Source organism: Micromonospora sp. NPDC048170 (assembly GCF_040652795.1).
GTDB lineage: Bacteria > Actinomycetota > Actinomycetes > Mycobacteriales > Micromonosporaceae > Micromonospora.
Genome location: NZ_JBEZMR010000015.1, coordinates 111,438 through 135,342 on the forward strand (window position 1 = coordinate 111,438; position 23,905 = coordinate 135,342).

The window sequence follows — 23,905 nt, forward strand, 5'->3', positions numbered from 1 at the left end:
CCGTGGGCAGGGTGCCCCGCCAATCACCCTTTTTGGGAAGGAACGAGATGTTCTCTCGCCGATGGCGCCTGCGCGCCTCCGCGGCGGGCCTGCTGTCGCTGGGCATGGTGGCTTCGGTCAGTGTGCCCGGCGCGGCGGCGCCGGCCACGAGTCCGCCCGCCCCCTCGTCCAGCCAGGCCGGGGCGCCTGGCAGCGGCACCGGCCTGCCGATCGCCCGCACGCAGGTCACGCTGATCACCGGTGACGTGGTCACCGTCGGGATCGGTGCCGACCGGAAGGTGACCGCGAGCGTCTCCGAGGCGGCTTACCGGCCGGGTCAGCCGCCGCCGTCGTTCCTCCAGGTGTCCGACGGTGACGCGTTCCACGTGTATCCGTCGGATGCGATCGGGCTGGTCAAGGCCGGAAAGTTGGATGCGAGGCTGTTCGACGTCAACTATCTGGCGTCCAACGGATACGACGACCCGACGAGCTCCGACGTGCCACTGATTCTCCAGTACCGTGAGCCGAACGAGGCGACCCGCGACGCCAGGCGGACGGTGCGGGACGTGGCCGCCGAGGTGGACGCGTTGCCGGGCACGGCACGCCCGCGGGCGTTGCGCAGCATCAACGCCGCGGCCACCAAGGTGGAACGGAAGAAGGCCGGCGAGTTCTGGAACGCTCTGGTTGGCTCGACCGGGGGCCGGGCGATCGACAGGGGCATGTCCCGGGTGTGGCTGGACGCCAAGGTGTCAGGCGACCTGGATGTGAGTGTGCCGCAGATCGGGGCGCCGGCGGCCTGGCAGGCCGGACTCGACGGCACCGGCGTGAAGGTCGCGGTGCTGGACAGCGGCGCCGACCTCGACCACCCCGACCTGGCCGGCAAGATCGTCGCGGCGCAGAGCTTCTCGCCCTGGGAGCCGGACGCGCAGGACCGCCACGGTCATGGCACGCACGTGGCGACCACGATTGCCGGCACCGGCGTCGCCTCCGGCGGCAAATACAAGGGGGTCGCCCCAGGCGCCGAGTTGATGATCGGCAAGGTGCTGGGTGCCAACGGCTCGGGTGCCACCTCCTGGGTGCTGGCCGGGATGGAGTGGGCCGCGGCCGGCGGGGCGGACATCGTCAACATGAGCCTCGGCGACAGAGACACCCCGGGGCTGGACCCGCTGGAGCAGGCGGTGGCCGACCTGTCCGCCCGCTACGGCACGCTCTTCGTCATCTCCGCCGGCAACCTCGGGGGCCCCGACCGGACCATCGGCACCCCCGGTACGGCGCCCGAGGCGCTGACCGTCGCCGCAGTGGACAAGCGGGACAAGATGGCTTCCTTCTCCTCACGCGGCCCGACCGTGGACTACGGATTCAAGCCGGACATCGCCGCGCCGGGCGTGGACATCGTCGCCGGCCGGGCGGCCGGTACGGCGCTGGGCACCCCGGTCAACGACCGGTACACCTCGGCCAGCGGCACCTCGATGGCGGCACCGCAGGTGGCCGGCGCGGCGGCGATCCTGGCGCAACAGCACCCGGACTGGACCGGCGCACGGCTGAAGGCCGTGCTCACCGGAACCACCGTGGACACCCCGGCCGCCGTGCTGGAGGAGGGCGCCGGGCGGGTGGACGTCGCCCGCGCGGTCAGCCAGCGCGTGTCCGGCAGCGGCAACATCGACTTCGGCCGGGTCGCCTACCCGCACGGCACGGCGGTGAGCCGCACGCTGACCTACACCAATGACGGCGACGCCCCGGTCACCCTGGACCTGGCCGCCTCGTTCGACTCCCGCGTCGGGCCGGCCCCGGCCGGCGTGCTGCGGCTGGACCGCTCCAGCGTGCGAGTGCCCGCTCGCGGCTCGGCCACGGTGGGCATCACGTTGGACTTCCGGAACGGGCCGGACACCTGGTACAGCGGGATCATCACCGCGACCGGGGCCGACGGCATCAGCGTGCGCACGGCGGTGGGCGCCTTCAAGGAGCCGAAGCGGGGCAAGCTGACCATCCGGACGATCGCCGCCCCGCAGATGACCAACCTGACCTTCGGTGTCTTCGGCGCACTGCGCGTCGACGATCGCGCCGACCTCGACCGGGCATACCAGTTCAACGGGGCGCCCGAGGTCACCCTGGACGTGATGTCCGGCCGGTTCAGCGTGCAGGGCACCGTCGGCTGGTACACCCCGGACGGCAACTGGAACGCGCTGCCGGTCAGCGCGCCCGAGGTGGCCGTCGACGGTGACACCACCGTCACCCTCGACCTGCGCCCGGCCACCGCACTGGCGGTGCGCACCCCGAAGCCGACCGACGCATACCAGGTGCGGGGCGGGCAGCAACGGACCTCGGTCGACGGGCGGGCGATGGGCACCATCACCGCAACGCTGCCCTACGGCGGTCGGCTGTGGTCGTTGCCCACCGCGAAGGCCACCACCGGCACCTTCCACACGGCCAGCCAGTACCTGCTGGGTGTGCCACCGGTCAGCGTGAGCGCCGACGGCCGCCCGCTGGACGCCCGGTATGTCGATGTCGACCCGACCAACGGCATGTTCGACGGCGAGCGCAAGCTGACCGTGGTGGCCGCCGGCCACGGCACGCCGGAGGACCTGGCCAAGGTCGACGTCAAGGGCAAGCTGGTGCTACTGGACTTCTCCGACCTGTGCCCGACCCCGGCGTGCGGCTGGCAGGCCCCACCAAGGGTGGCAGCCGCGCATGAGGCCGGCGCGGCGGCGGTGGCGTTCCACGGCACCACGGAACGGGCCACCATGCGCTGGGGTGCACTCGACGGGCACGCGCACATCCCGCTGCTGAACCTGCCCCCCACCCAGGCGCGGGCGCTGGCCGCAGCAGCCGCCAAGCGGCCGGTCACGGTCACCGCCAGCGGCGTGGCCAGCTCGCCGTACATCTATTCCCTGAAGTTCTACCAGCGCCAGCAGGTGCCGGCGCGCCCGGACCTGTCGGTGGACCAGCGCAACCTGGTCGAACGCGAATCCGAGCGGTACATGGCGAAGCCCGGCTACTACAAGAGCCAGTTCAGCGCGGTTCTGGGAGGTGGCCACGACCTGACCAACACTGACCTGGACATCTTCACCGCATCCCAGCGCACCCGCACCGAGTACTTCGGCCCGGTCGACGCCGACGTCATCTGGGACACGATGGAGTGGCCCTACGAGATCTCCTTCAACCCACAGAAGGTGGCCTGGGGCGACCAGCAGGAGACCCTGAACCGCTACACCAGGCCGGGCCGGCACGTCCAGCGGTGGGGCCGGCAACCGTTCACTCCCGGCGTCACCGGGCTCACGCTCGATCAGCGGTTCCCCGGCATCACGCAGTGCGACGACTGCCGGGTGGGTGACATCCTGGCTCCGGTACACCTCCTGCGCAACGGCGACGGGGTGTTCGGGGGCCGCACCTGGGAGGCGGTGGGTGTGCCCACGTCGAGCACCGAGGACCTGCGGCTGTTCCAGGGGGGCCGGGAGATCGCCATGACCCCGTACCCGTACATCGTCTTCGTCTTCCTCAACTGGCTACCGGCCTTCCCGATCTCCGCCGAGCCGGCGACCTACCGGATGACCAGCAGTTTCCGTGGCGACCCCCGGGTGGACCACTACGGCCGGAACATCGACACCGAGTGGACGTTCCGGACCCGGCGCGCGGATCCCGGCACACAGGCGGGTCCGTGTCTGGTGACCGTCTACAGTCCGCAACTGGGGCCCTGCACCCCGCAGCGCAAGCTGTTCCTGAACTACGACGTGGACCTCGCCCTGGACAACACCGCCCGGGCCGGACGGGCCCAGGTCATCACCGTGTCCGGATACGGCGAGTCCTACACCGACCCGGACGCCCGGCTGACGTCGCTGACCGCCGAGGTCAGCTACGACAGCGGCACCACCTGGCACCGGGCGAAGGCCGTCAAGGTCAACGGCGCGGGTGACTACAAACTGATCATCAAGCACCCGATCCTGGACCGCACCGACGGCACCGTCTCGCTGCGGGTGGACGCCACCGACAACCAGGGCAACACCATCAAGCAGACCATCAAGCAGGCCTACGGCCTGCGCTAGCCGACACCACCGGGGCGCCCGGCCGGACCTACCCGGCCGGGCGCCACCGGCCCCTGCAACGCCGCCCGAACCCCGGCCTGGAAACGGGTGGTCGCACCGAGTTCGGCCATCAACTTCGCTATCCGCCGCTGCACCGTACGGTCACTCACCCCGAACTGGTGCCCGATGGCCTGATCGGTCAACCCGGCAAGCAGCAGCTCCGGCAGGCCGTCCCACCGATCCACCGGCCCCCCGGCCCGCTGCGGATCGGCGCGCGTCCAGAGCGCCTCGAACAGCCCTCCCAGCGCATCGAGCAACGGGCCGGGATAGACCAGCACCGCGGCTTCCGGGTCGCCGTACGCGACCAGCCCGAGCCGGTCATCAGCCAGGTAGAGGGAGACCGGCAGCTCGGGCGACCAACGCATCGTCGACCCGCTGGCCCGGCCGCCGGACCCTTCGGCCACGACGCGGTGCGGCAGGTCGGCCGGCGGGCACCACCCGCCGGCCCGCACCAGGCAGCGCAGCTCGGCGCGGGTGGCGGCGTACACCTGGGCGAGCCGTTCGGCGACGGCGTCCGGGCCGGCGAGCGCTATCGCCGGGCGACGGTCCCAGGCCATCCGGCGGGCGTGGTGGGCCCCGGCCAGCTCGTCGATGTGCCGCTGGATCTCGGCCAGTTCCCGCTCGTGCGCCAGACGCAGCAGCTCCCCGGCGACGTCCGGGAGGAAATCCGTACCGTCGGGCTCCGCCCCGCCCGCCCTCGGGATGTCAGGCGGCGGCACCGGTCACCCCACCGTCGCCCGCCCGCCGGGACGTCACCGGCGGCGCCGGAGTCAGCCAGCCGTACCGGGCGGCGAGGTAACCGGCCTGGTACCGCGTCCGCGCGCCGAGTCGGGTCTTGATCCGCTGGATGCGCCCTCGCACGGTCCGCTCGTGCAGGCCGAGCTGCGCTGCGATCTGCCGATCGGTGAGGCCCGCGACCAGCAACAACAACAGCTCCCGCTCGGCATCGTCGGGCTGGGCGGGGCCCTGCCCGGAGGTTGCCGCATCGGCGAACAACCGCTCCGCCGTGTACGCCCCCAGTGGCATGCCGATCTCCCAATACCACTCGAACAGTGCGGTGAGCGCACGGATCAGCACCGGATCACGCACCAGCAGCCCCTCGATGTGATCATCTGCGACCTTCACGACCAGAGCAAGTGACTGGTCGGCGATGGCCAGCTTCATCGGCAGCTCCGCCACCCTGGCGTAGAAGCCGGTGAGGACATCGCCGAGCAGTTCGCTGAGGCGGCCAGGGGCGACCACCGAACGTGGGTCGTAGATGACCCGGTTCACCACCCCGCGCACCCGGTAGTCGTCCTCGAACGGCTGCGCCGCACTCAGGTCGTCGAGGTAAGGCGGCACGTCACAGAACCGGACGGTCTTTCGGACGCTGCGCATGAGCTCCCGGTTGGCGCGTACCATCGCCTCCCGCCCCGGAAGCGGCTCGACCGGGGGGTTCGGCTCACCCCGGGCCAGTCCCTCGTCGGCCAGCGCGGCGTGAGCCGCGAGCCGGCGGCGGATCTCCGCGAGCTGGCCGGCGCGGGCGTGCAGGAGCGGCTCCAGCGCGGCCCGGGGCGGTACGACGGCGACCCGCTCCGGCGGGCCCGGAAGGCGGACCACCAGACCGAGCGCGACCAGTCGCTCCATCATCGCCGGCAGCGCCGCACCGTGGGTGACCGTCAGGTCCGCGACCAGGACCGGTGAATGCTGGATCAGTTGCCGATAAAGGTCGTGCTCAGCGGGGGCCAGCCCCAGGCGGGTCAGCATTTGGGGATTATCACCGGCCCGACCGCGACTCCGGCCTGTGATCTCTGCCGCGCGCGCCCGGCCCGCATCGGTCCGCCGCAGCAGAACAGGTCGACATAGGTGCAGTCGTCGTTCGGCAACAGTTGGAAGGTCGCCTCGGCTGGCTTGACCTGTCCGGAACGCCTGGTCAGCGGCGGTGCCCTGGTGCCCGATCATGACGGCTTGTCGAGCGCCTGGGGCGCCGGCTACTGGCACGTGGCTGGCACGGCGGCACGTGGGCGTCCGGCGGCGTGCGGCTTACCGCCCCCCGGCCTGTCGGGTCGGGGGCGGCTTGCCGTGCCGCCAGCTTGCCGCGCGTCCGGAGCCGGGTAACCGATGGCAAGCCGCGAAGCGGCGCGAAAATCGATCGTCCCGGCCCAGACTGCGGACGGCCACCGTCGCGATCGTCAGGGCTCTGTGAGTGCACTAGCCCGAGCAGCGCGGGATCATCCTCCCGGCCCTCGACGGCAGTACCGTCTTACCGTAGATCGAGACCGCCTCACGTCGCTACTCGACACTTCAGACGAAGCTTCAGATGCCTGCCGCGCTGGTTCTGGCAGGGCGCACTTCGTCGGGTCTTCCGCTGCCTTACGGCGGTTGACAGCCCTTGTCGGCGTCAATTGTGCCCGGCACGCACCGATAAGCTTGCTGGCCCGTGATAAAACACACGATTGGCGCCAACCCCGCGCCTATCGATTGATCGATAACGTTCGGCACCGCGGCCTCGGGTCAAGCTGCATCGATCTGATCCAGTACAAGCTTCAGCCCCGCCGGCTCCGCACCCATCTCAACCATCTTGTCCAGTACGACATTCCGAAAGACGGGATAGGAGGCGCCCGGCACGTGACGCTCAACAAACAGGCTCAGGATGCTCCGTCCAGGAAACTCGACCATCCAGGCGTCAGACTCCAAAGCACTCTCCAGCGTCGCTCTGTGCCGACCCTCCGATTCGTTGAGCCAATCATCAGAGCTAAACGTCTCACCGAGATCACGTAAGCGTGCCAGGGAACCGACGATTGAAGGCTTCAGGTCGACGGCTGGCTGGGCTGTCCTCGGAGAGGCGTTCACCCTGATCGCACTGACTAGCCCATCGTTTACATCCTGCTGAATGCGCTCAAGGACCAACCTGTTCATGATTGACGAGGCGCAGTCTCTCAGTGCGATTGCCACTTCTTCATCTGCCGTGAACGGATCGCGTCCGAGCGTTGACGCTAGGGCGGCTCTGATCGGAGGCTCACTCAGCAGATAATTTTCAATATGATAGCGATCCCAGCTAAGGATGTTGGTGCCCTCTGGGGGTTCCGGAAGGCCTCGATCTCTATCCACAACAGCATAGAATCGTTCACTAAGGCCGGCTCTTGACGCCGTCTCCGCTAGCGTTGAATAGAGGTCGCGCACTCGCCGCTTATGTCCACCGGACACAAGATTCATCCGTTGTGCGATCGAAGGGAAGAGGCGGCTGACAATCAATACATCGGTATCGCTGTCGCCGCCGCCCTCGAAGATCACTACCTTCGCTCGCGGCCTATAGGCTGCTAGGTCGCCAACCATTGCGACCACAGCCCGTTCTACATCATCGGTTGCGACTACAGGTGCTGCTTGATTCTCGCCCACAACAGTCGTCGTAACCGGAGACATGTGATAAACGCTAAAGTTTGGGTTGCCCACTGCTTGACGAAGCAGAGAGTCTGAGTGAGTGACAAGCCAGAGCTGGTTGTTTAGCGCGCGACCCAAGTGCATGTGGTAGAAATCAGAGAAGCCTTGCAGTAGTCGAGGATTCAAATGTAGTTCGGGCTCGTCAATTAGAATCACTGAGTTGCGTGGAGCGGAGTTCCGAAGGCGGAGGTATCCGTACAGGACTTCTTTCTCGCCGGAGCTGAGGTCATCTATGTCGTGCACTTGTCCATTGGAAAGCCGTACCGGAAAGTTTAGGGAGCCGTCGCTCTGAGGAGTGGGGCCTTCATAGGTCTTGTCTGGAAAGAATTTTTGAAAGAGTTCGTTGAGGGTTTGATTCAAATCGGAAACGCGTCCGACCCCCGCCCGCTGCGCAATCACTTCACGGACATAGTGACTAGCCAACTCGGTCTTGACATTTCGGTACTTTTCTCGCCAGTTGTACAGCAGGTATCCCTTGCGCTGCTCGGTAAGAGCCTCCAAATTCAGATTAACGCCGCCGATCGCCTCCCGCTCGTACGTTCGAGACGAACTGTGGTAGTCGATAACCCCTATGACTTGAGGAGCGTATGTCTGAAAAGCTACCGTAAGCGGGATGCTCTGATCGACTTGTAGCTGCCCCTGAGGCGGAAGGCGGAACCCAGCTTTAAATGTACTTCCAACTAAAGCCTGCCGCAATTCGAGGGCTTTTTTTGCTACCTGGTCTGCAACCTGCGACCCGTATTGATTGGCCTCGTTTGCAGAAATAATCCCACCGGCATGGCTGCGACCCAGGATTCTGCCCCAGATGATTGGAGTGATTACACTTTCGGCGTTATTGCGGAGATGCTGGATTTCCTCGTCCGACAGCTCTATCTCAGCCTCAATGAGGAGCGCCTCGGATGGATTCCCGAAGAGCTTCCTCAGTCCGTGGGGTTTGCTGATGTCGATCTGAAACTCGCCCATCCATTGATGCCACTCGTTTGCCTGGTAGCCGCCATAGAATGACTTCAAGAGGCGAATGGCGTCGAGGGCGGCAGATTTTCCGCATCCATTCGGCCCCGCAATAAGGACCAACTCTTTCAGATCGTCAAGAACGAGCCTTCGTATGCCTCGAAAATTCTCGATCCGTAGATTCCTGAAGCGCACGACTCTCCTAGGTGAAGACTAGAGACGGTTTGGCTCTTCGCCGTGTCCGACATGCGGGCCTTGACGGAGGACTCTTGCCCGACGCGATGCTGCGCTAATCTTTAGATCGAGCATGATACCTCGGTGCTTCCTGGCACCCCGGATGCCGCCTCCCATCAACCCGCCACCGACCGCGCACAAGGTTGAAAACAGACAAAGACCAACCGGCTTTGGGCGCATACGGCAAGGTCATGGCGAGTCCGGTCGCGGCCATCAGCGCACCGGCCACCGTGAAGAGCAGGTACAAACGACGCCGACTACGCATCGGACCAGTAGAGCATGGCAGGGGCTACCCCTAGCGTGGCTGACTCTTTGCCCCCAGGCAGCCAGCACAGAGTGGTGGCCTGCCGCTCCCTAGCCCATGAGCTGCTACGACAATCGTGCCGCCAGGTTGGCTACTGGGAGCGGCCGAACTCGGCGTAGTGTGGCCGGTCATTGTCGAGTGCGTCGAGTGCAGCTCGCACCCTGCGTGCCATGGATGTCCGTAGTAGCGGCACTGCGTCGTCGTAGGCCAGGAACCGTAGGCCTTTGAGTTCGTCGTCGGTCGGTTTGAGGGCAGCGGCCTGGTCCTTGTCGAGTTGCCCTCCGTCGAAGATGAACATGATGCCGTCGGGCCCGGCATGGCCGCACCATAGCAGCGCCAGACCCGCCAGTTTAGAAGATCGTTTTTGGCTGACCTGATCTGTCTGGAATGCCCGATCAGTAGCGGTGTCGTGCTGCCGATCATGGCCCCTGCAGACCGTCTGAGACACCGGCTACCGGCACGTGGCTGGGCACGGCTGCGCAATGGGCGTGCGGCTGCCCGGCGGCATGCGGCTTGCCGCCCCTGAGGTTCCCCCGTAGCGAGATCCGGAGGACTCGCCGTTCCTGCACCCGGGATCTGGTCGCCGCGGGCCTGGCGCGCCGAACCCTGAGACCGATCTATCTGGGGTTGGACCTGGGTATGTGTTTGACCCCGTCGGTAGCCTTCGGGCATGCCAAGGCGCCCCAAGGGTAAGCGTCCTCCGTCCGTTCAGACCAATTCGTGGGCTGGGCTTGCGGTCGCCAGCCTGATCGCGTTGGCGCTGGCGGGGTTCGGCTGGACGGTGGTGGTGATCGCGGTCCGTCACATGCTTGTTTACGGGCCGTTCGAAGGCTTCGGCGGCCGGTTCGGCGAGGATCAGCCCCTGGGCACCCTCCTTCTGTCAGGAGTGATCGCCGGCGTCGGGACGTATTGGTTCGTCTTCGGCATACGCGAGATGTGGCGCAAAGCGCTGCTGGTGCCGCCAGGCCGACCGAAGCCGCGGGCCAGGCGTCTCCGGGGCTAGTGCTCACGAACATGACGGTGATGTCGCTGCCCACCCCCACGCTGTACACCCCTCGCCTTCGACTGCGTCCCTTCGACAGCGCGGATGCGGACGACCTCTTCGCGCTGCAGAGCAGCGCCTACGTGCTGCGCTACTGGGACGCGCCACCGTGGAGCGACCGCGTGCGCTCTGAGCGGTTCATTACGGCTTGCCGGCAGATGGCTGAGGAAGGCACCGGGGCGCGGCTGGCCGTGGATCGCGTCTCCGACGGGGCGTTCATCGGCTGGTGCAGCCTGAACCGGTGGAATCCGGACTACCGCAGCGCATCTCTGACCTACTGCTTCGACGATGCAGCGTGGGGCCACGGCTACGCGACGGAGGCCGCCCGCGTCTTGCTGCGGTGGGCATTCGACACGCTGGACCTGAATCGCGTCCAGGCTGAGGCCGATACCCGCAACGTGGCATCTGCCCGGGTGCTGGAGAAGCTCGGGTTCGTGCGTGAAGGGACGTTGCGGGAAGACTGCGTCGTGAACGGCGAGGTCTCCGACTCGTGGGTCTACGGGCTGATCAGGCGAGAGTGGCGGCCGTCGTCCGAGCCGGAGCCCGCCCGCTGAGTCCTCGCTCCCTCCGTGACGCCGCCCGGCCTCCGGGTGCTTCGCTTCGCGGCGTCGAGGGGCCGACACCGAGTGCATGATCGAAACGCCCAGTAAGGCCGCGAGCGGACACCCACACCCCGTCAGGCGCCGCGACCATCACGTTGCCATGAAGACCCTCACTGAGCTAATTCCCAGTGGCGCAGGGAAGGATGGGTCGCCGTCCGTACCTGTCGTGAGGGCATGACCGATGTGACGTACGCCCTGCACGGCGCCGACGTTGCCGCCGGGTTGATGGATGAGTTGTGCAAGGTGTACGCAGACGCCTATGGCCAGGTCGCTGGCGAGGACACGACGGTCAAGGCCGACGCGTTCCGCGACTGTGCCACGGGTGCGCTGAGTGCGCGTTTTCGTAAGATCATCTATCTCATGCACGTGGTTTCAACGACTCCGACTACGGTTGGTCACCACCGTATGCGAGGCGAAGCTGTTGGCGAGGCGACCGTCGTCATCGAGTAAGCGAGACGGGGCTTCATGCTACGGACGGCGGCCTGCACAGCGGACCGCCCGGCGGGACCTGGTGGCACATCCTCCACTCGGACTACTCGGAACTGCGGGCCGCCGGCTTCTCCTCCTCGGGCCGCGCGTTGGTCATCGCAACGAGCAGCGACGTCACCCTGATCACTCGTCCCGACCACCGCCATTAGCCGAGCTTGCCGACGCCGGGCATCATCCAGCGACCAGTTCGATTTTCCCGTGGACGGCTATTTTCAGAACTACGGAAGGTAGCCGCGGGTGGTTCCTCGTCGGGCGTTCACGAAGGAAACGATCTCGTCGAGACCAGGACGGTAGCCCTCACTGGTGTCCACCTCGATCTTGGGCACGTCGAGCCTGACCGGCTGATAGCCATGGTGGCCGACGGCATGGGTCTGACGGTCGCCGAGGAACGCGTCGGCGTGGGCGCGCCGGGTCGCGGTCTCGTCCTGCCGTAGCTGTATACGGCCGGGGCCACGCCCTGCGAAACCGGCCCATCCTTGGTGGTGTGGCTCGCCACGCGTTAGGCAGCGAGTTGCGCTCGCAGTCCCCACCGGTCGATCTGGATCCAGTACTCCGCGATCTTGCCTTCGGTGACCCGGTACATACAGCTGGTCACCTGAATGATCGGCTGGCCTGTGGGCGCCAGTCCGTTGACGTTCCCGATGTGCACTCCGTTTTGGGTCCAACGCGCGTACACCTTGTCGCCAGAGCCGAACAACTCGTCGATTTCCAGCCGGAACGGCCCGTAAGCCGCCAGCATCTCCTCGACATGCTCGGCGTACTCCTGCGGCGTGCGCGTGATCGTCGCCGGGTCTTCAGCCTGCACCTGGTGAGCGATCACCGTCGTCGCCATCAGCCGGTCGGCTTGTCTGGGATCGGCTCCCGAGCGGACGACCTGCAGAAACTCCTGGACCACCGAAACTGGATCATCTTTCATGGATCGATTCTGTGCCATGGGATCGTTCCGGCATCGTGGGGCGTGCGGTCTGTGCGTGCCGTCACCCGGCGACAAGGATGATTTCCCGGACGGTTCCGACCAACCCCAGGACCCGCGGCAAGGGCGTCAGGTGATGCTGAGCAGTGCCAACGGGCGGGTGTTGTCGCGGGCGTGGTGCCGATTGGCGGCGGCGATGTTGGTGACTCCGGTCAGGCGTAGGGCGTCGATCGCGGCGTCGCGGGCGGCGTCCGGGACTGCCCGCCAGGGCAGTGCGGTGAGCTGGGCGTGAAGGTGGGGCTGGTTGCCTTTGACGGTCAGGATCCAGTGCGCGCCGCGTTCGGCGAGGTAGTCGATGTGCTCGCGTTGCAACGCAGGGCGTCGGCGGTGATCACGGCGTCGCGCAAATCACTGATCTGGTCGAGCAGCGGTGCGAACCGGTGATCTCGTTGGTCCTGCCGTCGACGTCGACGTCGATGCCGGCCAGGACCACACCGGTGGCCTGGTCGCAGGCGGTCATCACGTGCCGGGCCGGGGCGTCGGTGGTGCGGGAGCCGCGCAGGGTCTTGTCGTCGACACGATCACCCGGCCGGCCGTCGAGGTGGTGGCGGTGGCCCGGCCAGCGAGCCAGACACTGATCGCCGCGGTCAGTAGTTGCGGGTCCATAGCCTGCAACAGCCGACGAATCATCGCCTCCGATGGGCGCCGTCCGGCAGCCATGCCCAAGGCGAGAGCCGTTGCCGCCGGCACGTCGGCGACCCATTCGGCGATCGCGGCGTACGAGCGGTAGCCCGCGATCACGGAGCACACGGCTGCGGTGACCACGACCGTCAGCCGATGCCGGACACCTCGCCGGGCACGTGGATCAGGCAGACCGACGAGCGCTTCGGGCAGCCCACCAGCGGTTTCGGGCACGGTCAGAGCTGGTGCGCGGGACAGGGACCAGACCAGCGATGATGGCAGCGCGGGCATGACTCACTTCGGGCGATCAGCATGGCGTAGAGACCTTGATGATCTTCCGAAACAGGTCATTCCCGTCCTGCTGCGACCACCAACGGCGCTTCTACTCCAAGCCTCACAAGTCAGACACCCTCACGACTTTGCCGGGGCCCTGGCTGCCACCCTGCTCGCTTGTACGTGGTCCGGGCCGTCGATGCGGGATTGGATGCAAGGGTCGCGAACCGCTCCGGCCGGTTGGCGAGAAGTTGGCGCATCAGCTCCGACATTCCCTCTTCAAGCTCACCTCAGGCCGGAGTAACGGAGGCCCGATGGACAACAACTCGAGGACTGGTCGTCGAGGTCGAAGCAGATGAACGCTGCTCGGTACGACAATGACATTACGGGACGGTTGACACGTCCACAATCGGGCTGGCGACCGACTGCACGAATCAACGTGACTGGTTACGGTCGCATCATGCGTTCACATCAGACAGTCGCCGGCAGCTACGCTCTCGGAGATCTGACCGTCAATCGGATCGGATTCGGTGCTAAACGCCTGGGAAAGGACCGGACGCAGGCGACCGAGTTGCTGCGCCGCGCAGTGGAATGGGGCGTCAATCACATCGACACCGCCGCGTTCTATCCCACCTACGCCAGCCCCAGCCACAAGGAGCATGACTTCTCTGCCCTCAAGTGGGCAAATGAGGTGATCCGGCAGGCCCTGTCGCCGTATCCAGCGGACTTGGTCATCGCCACGAAGGTCGGCCCCACTACCAGCGGGCTCGCTCGGCCGGATCAGCTGCGCGGCCAGGTCGAGGCCAATCTACGAGCGCTCGGCCGTGACCACCTCGATGTGGTCTATCTGCGTCAGCACGGGCTCGACTCGATCGTGGAGCACTACGGAGCCCTGGCAGAACTGCGTCAAGCCGGCATGATCCGGCATCTGGGCATCTCCAACGTCCGGCCTCCCCACCTCACTCAAGCTGCAACGATCGCACCGGTTGTCGCGGTGCAGAATCGATACGGCATTGATTTCGGAAGGGTCAACGACGAAATGCTCAGCACATGCCGCACCCAGAACATCGCGTTCGTGCCGTTCTTCGCACTGACCAGCACTGGCCGCGAGAGAGGCGGCGTGACCCAAAACGACGCCGTGGACACCTTCGCCCGCACCCATGGCGTTTCGGCCGCGCAAGTGCGAACCGCCTGGATCTTGAGCCGCGGACCTCATGTACTCGCCATCCCCGGCACCAGCAGCATCAACCATTTGGCCGAGAACCTGCGCGCGGGAGACCTACTACAACTGCCGGGGATCGCGGCACTAGGCGCAGGAAGACACTCGTAGCCAGCTCCCGGCAACCATTCGGCGCTCCACGACAGCCGCCATACCGCGAGTACCGAACGGACGCTATCCCGCGTTTCGGCCTGCACTCTTCTGCCGCCGAGCGGGCGCCAATGCGGACGAGGCTCCGTCACCGTTCGTAGAGGTGCGTGCTGCCGCAGGGCCATGTCCCGCGCCTCCAACGTCGGCGCGGCGCGTGGTGGAGCTACAGCGGCCGAACTCGGCGTAGTGTGGCCGATCATCGTCGAGTGCGTCGAGTGCAGCTCGCACCCTGCGTGCCATGGACGGTCGGAGTAGCGGCACTGCGTCGTCGTAGGCCAGGAACCGTAGGCCTTTGAGTTCGTCGTCGGTCGGCTTGAGGGCAGCGGCCTGGTCCTTGTCGAGCTGCCCGCCGTCGAAGATGAACATGATGCCGTCGGGCCAGACTCCGTGAGCCGGGATCCAGTCGACGACCAGCAGTCGGTTGACAGGGAGGTCGAGGCCGATCTCTTCGCGGATCTCCCGGCGACACGCGGCCAGCGGTGACTCATTGGCGTCGGCCACGCCTCCCGGGATGTCAAGGAACGGCTTGTACCCCGGCACTACAAACAGCACCCTGCCGCCGCGATCACGGATCAGGGCGCCGCCGGCCACCCGCTTGCGGGGAAGCCGCCCAGCGATGCCTGGATCGAACTCTCGTTCCGGCTCGCCCTCAGCAAGGAGGTCCTCGGCCAACGTCACGGCCGTACCGTACTGAACTCCAAACAGGGTCAGGCACCTCAGCTGGTCAGAAGCAGGTCGGCACGCTGCCGAATCCGACCGCCAAGCCCGACCTGGACTAGCTAGCCTGATGCCCGCCGGATAGGCGGGGAGTAGAGGAGGCTCGTCGGACGGACAGCCGCACGTCCACAGGAGACCATCCGATCCGCCGCAGCGCAGTCTCCGCGCTACTCCCCGCCGCCATTGTATCGCCAAGGTTGTTTCACCCTTGTACCATGTGCCGAGTGTTGAACTCTCGCGGCTCGCGATGGGTGTCATTTGCCCTGTCGATCTTCTTGGCCGCATCCACAGGTTGTTCACCTTCTTCGACCAGTGAGCAAGAAGCGGATCCCATTGGTCAAGGAATTCGCAGCTTTGACTTCGGAAATGCCGCGTGGCTCGACTATCCGATAAGCCTTGGGGAAGGATTGAACCAATTTAAGCTCGATAGCGGCAGATATCGGGGGAAGGTCTACTCGCGTTTCGGCTCGAATGAAGAGTACCGGTATGAGTTGGCAGGAGTCCCTGTCTTTGCCGACGTGGATGGCGACGGTGACGACGACGCCGCAGTTGCGCTGAGATCTGTCGGCCTGGTTTCTCATTTATCCTGGTATCTTTGGACTTGGCAAGACGGATCCGCATATCAACTACACTACCCTTTCTACCGACGTCTGAAATGTGATGCCGCCCAAACGACGGTTGAAGCGGCAGAGGGCAGATTTAAGGTGTCAACCTTTTTGGGTGGCGGGAGTGACGCTTGCGCGGATCCGCCGACAAAAAGAGAGCAATACGTTGTGGGTGTGCAAGATGGCTATCCAGTTCGCGTAAGCCCTACCCGTGGTGCCCCAGACAAGGATTGCTCCAGTGTCGAGATGCGGGCGGTGGTCGCCACGAATCCGGGTGCTGCCAAAGCCGCCCCAGAGATGGCCGCTCCGGAAGTCGAGCAGGCGAAAGCCCGTGACCGCATTGAAGTGTTGTCGCGCGAGTCATATCAGCCCTTCATCCTCGCGCGGCTCACTGCCGGCGGTCTGACCTATTGCGGCTGGATTCGTCGCTCAGTAATCGAATGAAATTGCGGACTCTCGGAGGGGTCGGGCGTGTCTAAAAAGAAGATGGGAAGGCGGCGTGGGGGTAAGCGGCCGCCCAGCAGTGGGGATGCGGCAGGCAGCGGTGCAGTACGTGAAGCCCAAGAAGCCAACAAAATTGCTAAGAGGGCTATCAATGTTTCTATAAGGCTTGGCGTTGCGGGTCTAGTGTTCGCTGCTGGAGGCCTGGCGTTCAATGGGTATCAAGCTCTGAAGCCGGGGCCGGTGAAAATTGGGCCGAAACTCGAAGTTTCAGCCTTCTCCGCCGAGAAGCTAAGCAAGATAGATGCCCAAGTCTTTGATCTATCTTATCCGGCCGGCAGTTCCAAAGTAGATGGACTGGTTTTTGATGTAGTCCTCAAGAATGTCGGTGATCAGGTGGCGGTGGTTTCTGCGGTAGACATGGTGTTCCGTCGGTCGACAGAGATTCGGCTTTGCGAAATGGGCGGGGGCACGATGACGGTGGCTGGGCGTTACGACATCAAGATCTCGTTCCCTGAAAGGGCAACTCCGTTTCACGTTCGCCGCGAGGTGAGACACGAAATTCGAGCCGGAGATACTGAGAGGATTGCGGTTTCGGTAGGAATCGACGAGGCGCCGCTGTATTCCTCGCTCTGGTTATATCAAATAGATATGAGCATTGCATCCGACATGCCAGGTGGGGCGGTCAAGGCGGGAACCGGATTGATTGTTACGCCAGTTCCGAAAAAGGGATACTTCTTGGATCAGAAAAAACTAGCTGAACCAGGTTGTCCCGAGAAGACCCTTGAAAGGGTTAAAGAATTCTCCTCTTTGCCGGGTGCCAGGCCAGCCATTTTTGGCGAAATGATTGATGAACTCACGAGATATGCGGCCATGCACTAAAGGACGTCTCGTAACTGGGTGATCGGTCCATGGTGGATCATGTCGGGGTGCAGGTGATTTCGGCGGCCCGCCCGGAGTGGATCTTTCCGTTCACCGGGCTGCAGCCCGCCCAGTTCCGCAGGCTGGTGCGGCTGGTCGCCGAGCGTGGCGGTGACGCGATCGCTGACGGTCGGCCGGGCCGGCAGTGGTCCCTCGACCTCGCCGACCGGGTGCTGCTGGTCGCTGCGTACTGGCGCACGAACCTGACCATGCGGCAGATCGGCCCGCTGTTCGGGGTGTCACACTCCGCCGCGCATCGGGTCATCGACACCCTCGGCCCGCTGCTCGCCCTGGCCCCGGTACACCGGCGCCGGGTCGACCAGATCGCCATCGTCGACGGCACCCTGATCCCGACCCGGGACCACCGACTGGCCGCCCCGAGCAAGAACTACCGCTACAGCACGAACCTGCAGGTCGCCATCGACGCCCACACCCGCCTCGTCGTCGCCCTCGGCGATCCACAACCCGGCAACCGCAACGACACCATCGTCTACCGCACCTCCGGCATCGACCAGAAGCTGGCCGGACGGCCGGTTATGGCCGACGGCGCCTACCGCGGCAACCCCGACGTGATCATCCCGTACCGCAAACCCGCCGACGGCAGCGAACTGCCCGAGTGGAAGAAGGAGCTGAACAAGCAACACCGCACCGTCCGCGCGCAGGTCGAACACGCCCTGGCCCGTATGAAGTGCTTCAAAATTCTGCGCGACTACCGCCGCGCCGCCAGCACATTGACCGACACCGCTTCCGGCGTGGCCCATCTCCACAACATGATCCTCGCCGGCTGACACCAGCACCGTTGCCAGGCAAGGCCTTCACTGGGTTACGAGACATCCTTTAGTGTCGTCATGCAGTTTATTGCGGCTCTTCGAACTTGAACGGGGTTGAGGTGCCCGCGGTGGCGTCGGGTGCTGGCGGTACGGGTGCACAGGCGCTGGTTATTGTGTTGCGAAGGCCGTAGACGTAGTGGCGATCGTCTTGATGACGCGGTTGTTGCCTTCTGACCCGGCGTGGTGATGCCGGTATGCAGGAACGCGAGGATCTGTGACCATCAGGTTCGATCGTGGTGGTGAGCCTGTGGAATTCCGGCAGGTCAGAGTTTGCACAGCGGGGTAGAAGCGATGCAGCGGCCGGTGGACGTATTTACGCCCGGCCTGGGTACGGGCGGTGGCAAGCAAGGAATGCCGGAGGGTGGCTACTGAGCGTAGTTCCCAGTGGCGCAGGGAAGGCTGGGCCGCCGTCCGTACCTATCGTGAGGGCATGACCGATGTGACGTACGCCCGCCACAGCGCCGAAGTTGCCGCCGGGTTGATGGATGAGTTGTGCAAGGTGTACGCGGACGCCTATGGGCAGGTCGTTGGCGAGGACACGATGGTCAAGGCCGATGCGTTCCGCGATCGTGCCACGGGTGCGTTGGGTGCGCGTAACTACGAGTTGGTCACGGCGCAGGCGGGTGGCGAGTTGGTGGGGTTCGTCTTCGGCTACAGCCTGCGGCAGGATCGCGACTGGTTCGCCGGCCTGGATCCGGCTCCCGAGGCGGGTTTCACCGACGAGCGTGGCGGCGAGCGCACAGTCGTGCTGGCCGAGATCGAGGTGCGCAAAGCGTGGCAGGGCAGGGGGATCGGGCGCAGCTTGCACGACACGTTCCTGGGCGGACGCCACGAGGAGCGCGCCACCCTGACGGCCAACCCGGTCGCCACCGCAACGCATGCGCTCTATGAGGGATGGGGCTGGCAGGCGGGTGGGCGCCATTCCCGGTCGGTCGGGTGCCTACTACCGCGAGTACGCGATGTTCGTGCTCCCGTTGCCACTACTTGACGGGCGTTGAGCGGTACGCCTCGATCACCTGATCAAGTTGTTTGGCGGCGCGGGTTGGCTTGCACGGGTCGAGTCCGCGACGCATCTCTTGCGGCCGCTGCTCGCCACGGCGAGAACCCAATCTTCGTAAGATCATCTATCTCATGCACGTGATCTCAACGACGCCGACTACGGTTGGTCACCCCCGTATGCGAGACGAGGCTTCATGAGTGGAATGATGAGTCCCCTCGACTTGAACAGCGCCTCAACCGCGTTGCAGGCGGCCTGTGATGAAATCGGCCTCTCTGCTGTTGGTGCAACTTTGATCCGTCTTGGAGACAACGCCGTGTTCCGGCTTCCTGAGGCTGCTGTGATCGCGCGGGTCGGTCGCGACATCGGACGAATGGAGGCTGCGAAACGTGAGGTGGCTGTCTCCCGCTGGCTCGCAGCCGAGTCAATCCCGGCAGTGATGGCCGCTCCCGTCGTGCAGCCCGTGGCGGCCGGTGGACGGGTCGTGACCTTCTGGGTTTCAGCGTCAGATCGTGAGGAGTACGGGACAACTAGTGAGCTTGCCTACCTACTGCGGCAGCTCCACTCGCGATCTGCACCCGAACGGCCAACCCTGTCATCCTTCGTGCCGTTTGGCCGCGCTCGTAGCCGCATCGCTGGGCTTCTGTGCCTTCCCGCCAGCGATCGAGACTATCTGGCGCAACGCTGTGAAGACTTGGCCAAGGCATACGCCAAACTCGACTTCGCGTTGCCGGCCGGTGTCATCCATGGTGACGCCAACGTTGGCAACGTGATCGTCGATCGGGCTGGTGTAGCCCTCCTGTCCGACCTTGACGGCTTCGCCATCGGCCCACGAGAGTGGGATCTTGTGCTCACTGCCATGTACTACGAGCGGTACGGATGGCACACCGAAGCTGAGTACCAAGCCTTCGTCCAGGTCTACGGATACGACCTGATGGCGTGGCCCGGCTACCCGGTGCTCAGCGAAGTTCGAGAGCTTCTGATGGTCGCATGGCTGGCGCAGAACGCTGAGTGTGACAACAAGGCCCGGGCCGAACTCACCAAGCGGCTCTCTGCTCTCCGAACCGGCGACAGCCGGCGAGACTGGAAGCCGTTCTAGCCATCAACGGGCATTGAGCTCTCCCACAGCGCCGTCTCGGCTACACACTCCACCAACTCTCGGACGGCGCTGCTCCCCGTGAAGGGCTCCAGCAACCGCCGCACGCCGCGCATGTAGTCGATGCAGCGGCGAGATTTGATCTGATCGCCGGACAGGATGGCCTCGCGAATGACACGGCAGGCTTCCTCGATCTCCCCGGATGAAACGTAGCCGGTCGCGAGCACCATTGATACGAAGAAGTCGCTCCTTGGCGAAGCCCCTGCTCCACCCAACGAGAGCTGTGCCTCGCGAATCGTCTCTGTGGGCTTCCCCAGATCCCGGTAGCAGTGCCCAAATTCCGCGCTCAACTCTGCTTCATCGAAGTAGCTGATCCACGCAGGGTCGTCCTCGGGCTGTCGCCGTTCGAACTCCTTGACGGAATCTGCCAACGCCCGCTGAGCACCGACGCTGTCACCGCACGAGGCCAACGCACGGGCCTCCATCGCGAAGAAGTGTGCAGTCAGCGTCGCTGTTGCTCGGCCGCGTGTTCCTGTCCTCGAAGCCCGTGCGAGGTTCACCGCCTCCTGCGGTCTGCGAAGGAAAGTGGCTTGGTGGCTCATAGCGTCCAGAACGCTTCCCGCTAACAACACATCGTTGGCGGCTTGGGCCAGTCGGAGCGCCTGGATAAAGTACCGCTGGGCGAACCCGTGCCGCCCGCTGTCGTACGACATCCACGCGGCCAGCAAGGTGCCCTCAGCGGCTGTCGAATACAGTGCTCGGCCGGTGCTCTCGTCGTACCGCCCGTGCAGCAGCGCCAACAGGTCCGACTGAAGGTACTGAACGAGGGCGCGGCGTGCCTGGCCGCCGCCGTACTGGTTGTCCAGGCTGGCGAAGGCCTTCATCGTCGTCTTCGCTGCGGCGATATCTCCCATGCCGACCCTGACCGTGCCGGTCCTGTGGCTGCTCGGTTCTGGGTCGTCGCGTACGAGCCATGTCAGAGCAGCGCTCATGCCTGCCGACTGGTCGGCGGGAGCATCAAGTAGTACACGTGCTTCGTCCAGGTCCGCTTGCCATAAGCGTCCCAGTACGTCGGCAGCGCCCTGCGAGCTTTCGCCGTAAGTCACGCCGAGGTCGGCACCGATGCCGACGCCGCCCATGCCGATATCCGCTGCCGTCACGAGGCGGCCGAGCCGTGCCGATAGCGCTTCGGCGATGAACTGACCGCCCTGCCCGCGAGGCTTCATGCCGCCAAGCCAGCGGCTAACCGATGTGTGATCGCAGGCTATCGGCTGTCCCCGCCGTTCTGAGATCTCGCGGATAGCCCGGGCCAGAGCCTTTCGTGACATCCCGGCCTCGGCCATGACCTTGGCCAGTCGGTCATTCGGCGTAGCGCCCGACATCCCACCTCCCTGACGGGTTCCCGGGGCAGATTGATTCGCGCCTTGCACAAGTGCGCCCCCATGTGCGCCCTGTCACCGAGGCGCTCCACACAGGAGCCTAGTAGCAGAAGCGACCGGCAAGACCTCGACCTACCCAGTAGATCTGGCTTGCGGCGCAGGTCCCTGCCGCCGCCCCGCTGCCATGGTCAATGTGCCTCCAGGTCGATCTTCTCGATCGTTTCGTCCGAGCGATCGAGGTTGCGGGGGCCGTCCCGCTGCCCGTGTGGAGCGGCCCCTGCGCCCGTCGGGCATTGGAACTGGCTGACGTGGCCGGACGGCACTTCTATTGGGAGGTGGACAAACAGTGGCCGATTTGAGGTGCTGCGCGGGTCCCAAGCCGCTGCCCCACACAGCGATTGGCGCTCGACTAGTGGACGTAGCAATCTGCGGACCGGCAAGCGGTGTTGATAGGGGTCCGACTTCCTGGGGCGCGGTGGTCCAGCGTCCTGACTCCTGTGACGCGAGGCCCACATCAGCGCTGCAGCACGCAGACAAGCGTCTTCTCAAGAACGGCCGGCGCGATGGCTGATCCGGGCATGTCGCCGGTGACTGGCCTTGCTGCGCATGACCGCGCCGCAGATCACTTCTGGTCGTTCATGGAAGACCGTAGCGTGCGATTTCTTCCGTACCAGCTTGCGCCGATGTTCTTCTCGACGCTTGAACAGTTGATCGCGAGTAGGGGCGACCTGGCTGGTCGGCGTGCTGGGCTGGCGGTGCTGGGTCGGCTGTACCGGCGTTTCGGGCTCTACCCGTACCACAGCACTGTTGTGGCGGCGGCGCTGGTGGACACGGTGCGGCAGTTCGCGGGCGCGAGCTGGGAGCCGGAACTGGCCGGCTATTGGGAGGCGGGTTGTCGTCGGGCGATGCGTCTGGCCGAGCGGGCGGCGGGCGCGTTGGGCGATGGGCCTCACGTCACGGTCGGCGAGGTGGAGGCGTGCGAGGCGGCGGCCGATGGCGTCGCGGTCTTGACCGTCCGGCCGGTGCGGCGTCTTCGTTACGTGCCCGGCCAGGCGATGCCGGTGTGCACGCCCCGACTGGCGGGGCAGTGGCGGTGGTATTCGCCGGCGAACGCTCCGCGCCCGGACGGGACGGTGGAGTTCCACGTGCGTGCCGTCCCGGTGGGGGTGGTCTCGCCCCTGCTGGTCGGGGGAGTGGCGCCTGGGGAGCTGCTGTGGCTGGGGCCGGCGTTCGACGTCGGGCTGTCGCTGGAGTCCGCCGGTGACGCCGACCTGCTGCTCGCGGCGGGTGGTACGGGTCTTGCGCCGCTGCGGGCACTGGTCGAGCAGGTGGCCGCGTCGCCGACCCGGCGTCGGGTGACGTTGGTGGTGGGCGCGCGCACGCTGCCCGACCTCTACGACGCGGTGGCGCTGGACAAGCTTCAGCAGGCACATCGTGACTGGCTCACGGTGGTGTTGGCCTTCTCCGACGACGGTGAGGTCGAACCGGCCGCGCAGGGCGATCTGCTGAGCGTGGCCCTGCGGCACCATCGGCCGGGGCAGGAGTTCTACGTCTGCGGCTCGCCCCAGTTGATCGAAGCGGCGCGGCGTCGGCTGCCCGCTGCGGGGGTCGCGCCGGAGAGTCTGCACCTCGCCGCGACCTTCCAGCGCGCGCTCGATTCGGCGCTGTGGATGCCCCAGGAGAGTGCGACATGAGGCTGACGGAAACCGTGGTCCGTCGCGCCACCGGTGAGGAGATCACCCCGCTGACCACCGTTGTGGCCGACGCGCTGATGGTGCAGCCCGTGGGCGCCTGGCTCGTACCGGATGCGGCGGAGCGCCCGGCGGTCCTGCGCCGCTACGCACACCTGGTGCTGGCGCGCGGGTTGGCGCACGGCCAGGTCGACACGACCGACGACCACGCCGCCGTGACCGTCTGGTACCCGCGGTCGGAGCCACCTCCGCCGGCTGCGACGTGGATGTACGACCTGCACCGGCGGCTCGGCCCGCACGCGTCCCGGTTCGCCCTGCTGCACGCCTACGTCGACGCGGTGCTTCCCTACACGCCGCACCACCACCTCGCGCACGTCGCGGTCCGTCCGGGGCAGGACCGCGCCTTGCAAGCGTTGCTGGCCAGCTACCACCGGACTCTGGACGCGGAGGGACTACCGGCGTACGCGGAGCTCAGCAGCGCCCACCCCCGCGAGGGCGTCTTCGCCCGCCTCGGTTACGCACCGCGGTCGCCGGTCCTGCTGGCGCCGGGCGGCCCGGCGCTGTGGCGGATGTGGCGGCCCCGACCCGGCACGCGGGTGCCCGGCGGGCTGCCGCGCCGGGTGCGGCTGCATCGCTCGGCGACGCCGCTTCGAGGCCCGGTAGCGCCGGCGGCACCACCTCGTTCTCCCTGACCGCCCGGTCGGGCGTCGGCTGCCCACCTGCCGGCGACGGCCCGGCGGCAGTCCACCCGCGCACCCCCTTTCCACCGAAGGAGGCACCCTCTTGCTGTCTGATTTCACCCGTTTCCACACATCCTTGCCGTCACGACTGCTCAATGCCGCGCGGTGGTCGCCGGCACGCTCGACCATCACGCACGCCGCCGCCGTCGCGC

At 65.8% G+C, this 23,905-nt stretch carries 21 protein-coding genes; 12 read left to right on the forward strand and 9 right to left on the reverse strand.

What is annotated here, in order from left to right; translation table 11 throughout:
- Positions 1 to 47 precede the first annotated feature (47 nt).
- Complete coding sequence (locus AB0D32_RS20025; protein WP_357091947.1) at positions 48 to 4,019, forward strand: S8 family serine peptidase; 3,972 nt, start codon at positions 48 to 50, stop codon at positions 4,017 to 4,019.
- On the opposite strand, the gene AB0D32_RS20030 is transcribed toward AB0D32_RS20025, so the two are convergent.
- The 4 genes from AB0D32_RS20030 to AB0D32_RS20045 all read right to left on the reverse strand — a co-directional run bounded on the left by AB0D32_RS20030 (position 4,016) and on the right by AB0D32_RS20045 (position 9,415).
- Complete coding sequence (locus AB0D32_RS20030) at positions 4,016 to 4,777, reverse strand: hypothetical protein (protein WP_357091950.1); 762 nt, start codon at positions 4,775 to 4,777, stop codon at positions 4,016 to 4,018. The genes AB0D32_RS20025 and AB0D32_RS20030 overlap by 4 nt on opposite strands.
- Positions 4,764 to 5,804, reverse strand: a complete 1,041-nt coding sequence (locus AB0D32_RS20035) for a helix-turn-helix transcriptional regulator (protein WP_357091953.1) — start codon at positions 5,802 to 5,804, stop codon at positions 4,764 to 4,766. Before AB0D32_RS20035 ends, AB0D32_RS20030 begins: the two co-directional genes overlap by 14 nt.
- Before the next feature lie 747 nt (positions 5,805 to 6,551).
- Positions 6,552 to 8,624 (reverse strand): AAA family ATPase, encoded by a 2,073-nt coding sequence (locus AB0D32_RS20040; RefSeq protein WP_357091956.1) that lies wholly within the window; start codon positions 8,622 to 8,624, stop codon positions 6,552 to 6,554.
- 434 nt (positions 8,625 to 9,058) lie between these two features.
- A complete protein-coding gene (locus tag AB0D32_RS20045; protein ID WP_357091959.1) occupies positions 9,059 to 9,415 on the reverse strand; it encodes a hypothetical protein in 357 nt (118 codons plus the stop codon).
- A gap of 222 nt (positions 9,416 to 9,637) precedes the next feature.
- On the opposite strand from AB0D32_RS20045, the gene AB0D32_RS20050 reads away from it, so the two are divergent.
- The 3 genes from AB0D32_RS20050 (at position 9,638) to AB0D32_RS20060 (ending at position 11,061) form a co-directional block, all read left to right on the forward strand.
- On the forward strand, positions 9,638 to 9,970 hold the full coding sequence (locus AB0D32_RS20050; RefSeq protein ID WP_357091962.1) for a hypothetical protein: 333 nt from the start codon (positions 9,638 to 9,640) through the stop codon (positions 9,968 to 9,970).
- A 20-nt stretch (positions 9,971 to 9,990) separates the two neighbouring features.
- Positions 9,991 to 10,563, forward strand: a complete 573-nt coding sequence (locus AB0D32_RS20055) for a GNAT family protein (RefSeq protein WP_357091965.1) — start codon at positions 9,991 to 9,993, stop codon at positions 10,561 to 10,563.
- 222 nt (positions 10,564 to 10,785) lie between these two features.
- Entirely contained in the window at positions 10,786 to 11,061 is a 276-nt protein-coding gene (locus AB0D32_RS20060; protein ID WP_357091968.1) for a hypothetical protein, read from the forward strand.
- Between the two features lie 538 nt (positions 11,062 to 11,599).
- Here AB0D32_RS20060 and AB0D32_RS20065 read toward each other — a convergent pair.
- The 3 genes from AB0D32_RS20065 to AB0D32_RS20075 form a co-directional block, all read right to left on the reverse strand.
- A complete protein-coding gene (locus AB0D32_RS20065; RefSeq protein ID WP_357091970.1) occupies positions 11,600 to 12,016 on the reverse strand; it encodes an ester cyclase in 417 nt (138 codons plus the stop codon).
- A 126-nt stretch (positions 12,017 to 12,142) separates the two neighbouring features.
- On the reverse strand, positions 12,143 to 12,385 hold the full coding sequence (locus AB0D32_RS20070; RefSeq protein WP_357091973.1) for a hypothetical protein: 243 nt from the start codon (positions 12,383 to 12,385) through the stop codon (positions 12,143 to 12,145).
- Positions 12,386 to 12,532: 147 nt separating this feature from the next.
- The gene (locus AB0D32_RS20075; protein WP_357091976.1) at positions 12,533 to 12,985 is read right to left on the reverse strand and encodes a transposase family protein; all 453 of its coding nucleotides are present in this window, start codon (positions 12,983 to 12,985) and stop codon (positions 12,533 to 12,535) included.
- A gap of 442 nt (positions 12,986 to 13,427) precedes the next feature.
- Here AB0D32_RS20075 and AB0D32_RS20080 point away from each other — a divergent pair, with 442 nt between their 5' ends.
- Positions 13,428 to 14,297, forward strand: a complete 870-nt coding sequence (locus tag AB0D32_RS20080) for an aldo/keto reductase (RefSeq protein ID WP_357091979.1) — start codon at positions 13,428 to 13,430, stop codon at positions 14,295 to 14,297.
- A gap of 63 nt (positions 14,298 to 14,360) precedes the next feature.
- Here AB0D32_RS20080 and AB0D32_RS20085 read toward each other — a convergent pair whose 3' ends face one another.
- Complete coding sequence (locus AB0D32_RS20085; RefSeq protein ID WP_357091982.1) at positions 14,361 to 15,014, reverse strand: NUDIX hydrolase; 654 nt, start codon at positions 15,012 to 15,014, stop codon at positions 14,361 to 14,363.
- A gap of 263 nt (positions 15,015 to 15,277) precedes the next feature.
- Here AB0D32_RS20085 and AB0D32_RS20090 point away from each other — a divergent pair, with 263 nt between their 5' ends.
- From AB0D32_RS20090 to AB0D32_RS20110, 5 genes are all read left to right on the forward strand, one after another.
- Positions 15,278 to 16,102, forward strand: coding sequence for a hypothetical protein (locus AB0D32_RS20090; RefSeq protein ID WP_357091985.1), 825 nt, complete (start codon positions 15,278 to 15,280; stop codon positions 16,100 to 16,102).
- A gap of 27 nt (positions 16,103 to 16,129) precedes the next feature.
- Positions 16,130 to 16,981, forward strand: coding sequence for a hypothetical protein (locus tag AB0D32_RS20095; RefSeq protein ID WP_357091987.1), 852 nt, complete (start codon positions 16,130 to 16,132; stop codon positions 16,979 to 16,981).
- A 47-nt stretch (positions 16,982 to 17,028) separates the two neighbouring features.
- Complete coding sequence (locus tag AB0D32_RS20100) at positions 17,029 to 17,808, forward strand: transposase family protein (protein ID WP_357092057.1); 780 nt, start codon at positions 17,029 to 17,031, stop codon at positions 17,806 to 17,808.
- Between the two features lie 472 nt (positions 17,809 to 18,280).
- Complete coding sequence (locus tag AB0D32_RS20105; protein WP_357091990.1) at positions 18,281 to 18,838, forward strand: GNAT family N-acetyltransferase; 558 nt, start codon at positions 18,281 to 18,283, stop codon at positions 18,836 to 18,838.
- A 205-nt stretch (positions 18,839 to 19,043) separates the two neighbouring features.
- The gene (locus tag AB0D32_RS20110) at positions 19,044 to 19,946 is read left to right on the forward strand and encodes an aminoglycoside phosphotransferase family protein (RefSeq protein ID WP_357091993.1); all 903 of its coding nucleotides are present in this window, start codon (positions 19,044 to 19,046) and stop codon (positions 19,944 to 19,946) included.
- On the opposite strand, the gene AB0D32_RS20115 is transcribed toward AB0D32_RS20110, so the two are convergent.
- Positions 19,943 to 21,325 (reverse strand): hypothetical protein, encoded by a 1,383-nt coding sequence (locus AB0D32_RS20115; protein ID WP_357091996.1) that lies wholly within the window; start codon positions 21,323 to 21,325, stop codon positions 19,943 to 19,945. The two genes, AB0D32_RS20110 and AB0D32_RS20115, sit on opposite strands and share 4 nt — an antisense overlap.
- A 560-nt stretch (positions 21,326 to 21,885) precedes the next feature.
- Here AB0D32_RS20115 and AB0D32_RS20120 point away from each other — a divergent pair.
- Together AB0D32_RS20120 and AB0D32_RS20125 are read left to right on the forward strand one after the other, a co-directional pair.
- A complete protein-coding gene (locus tag AB0D32_RS20120) occupies positions 21,886 to 23,016 on the forward strand; it encodes an FAD-binding oxidoreductase (protein ID WP_357091998.1) in 1,131 nt (376 codons plus the stop codon).
- On the forward strand, positions 23,013 to 23,705 hold the full coding sequence (locus tag AB0D32_RS20125; RefSeq protein ID WP_357092001.1) for an N-acetyltransferase: 693 nt from the start codon (positions 23,013 to 23,015) through the stop codon (positions 23,703 to 23,705). Before AB0D32_RS20120 ends, AB0D32_RS20125 begins: the two co-directional genes overlap by 4 nt.
- The last annotated feature ends 200 nt before the right edge of the window (positions 23,706 to 23,905 follow it).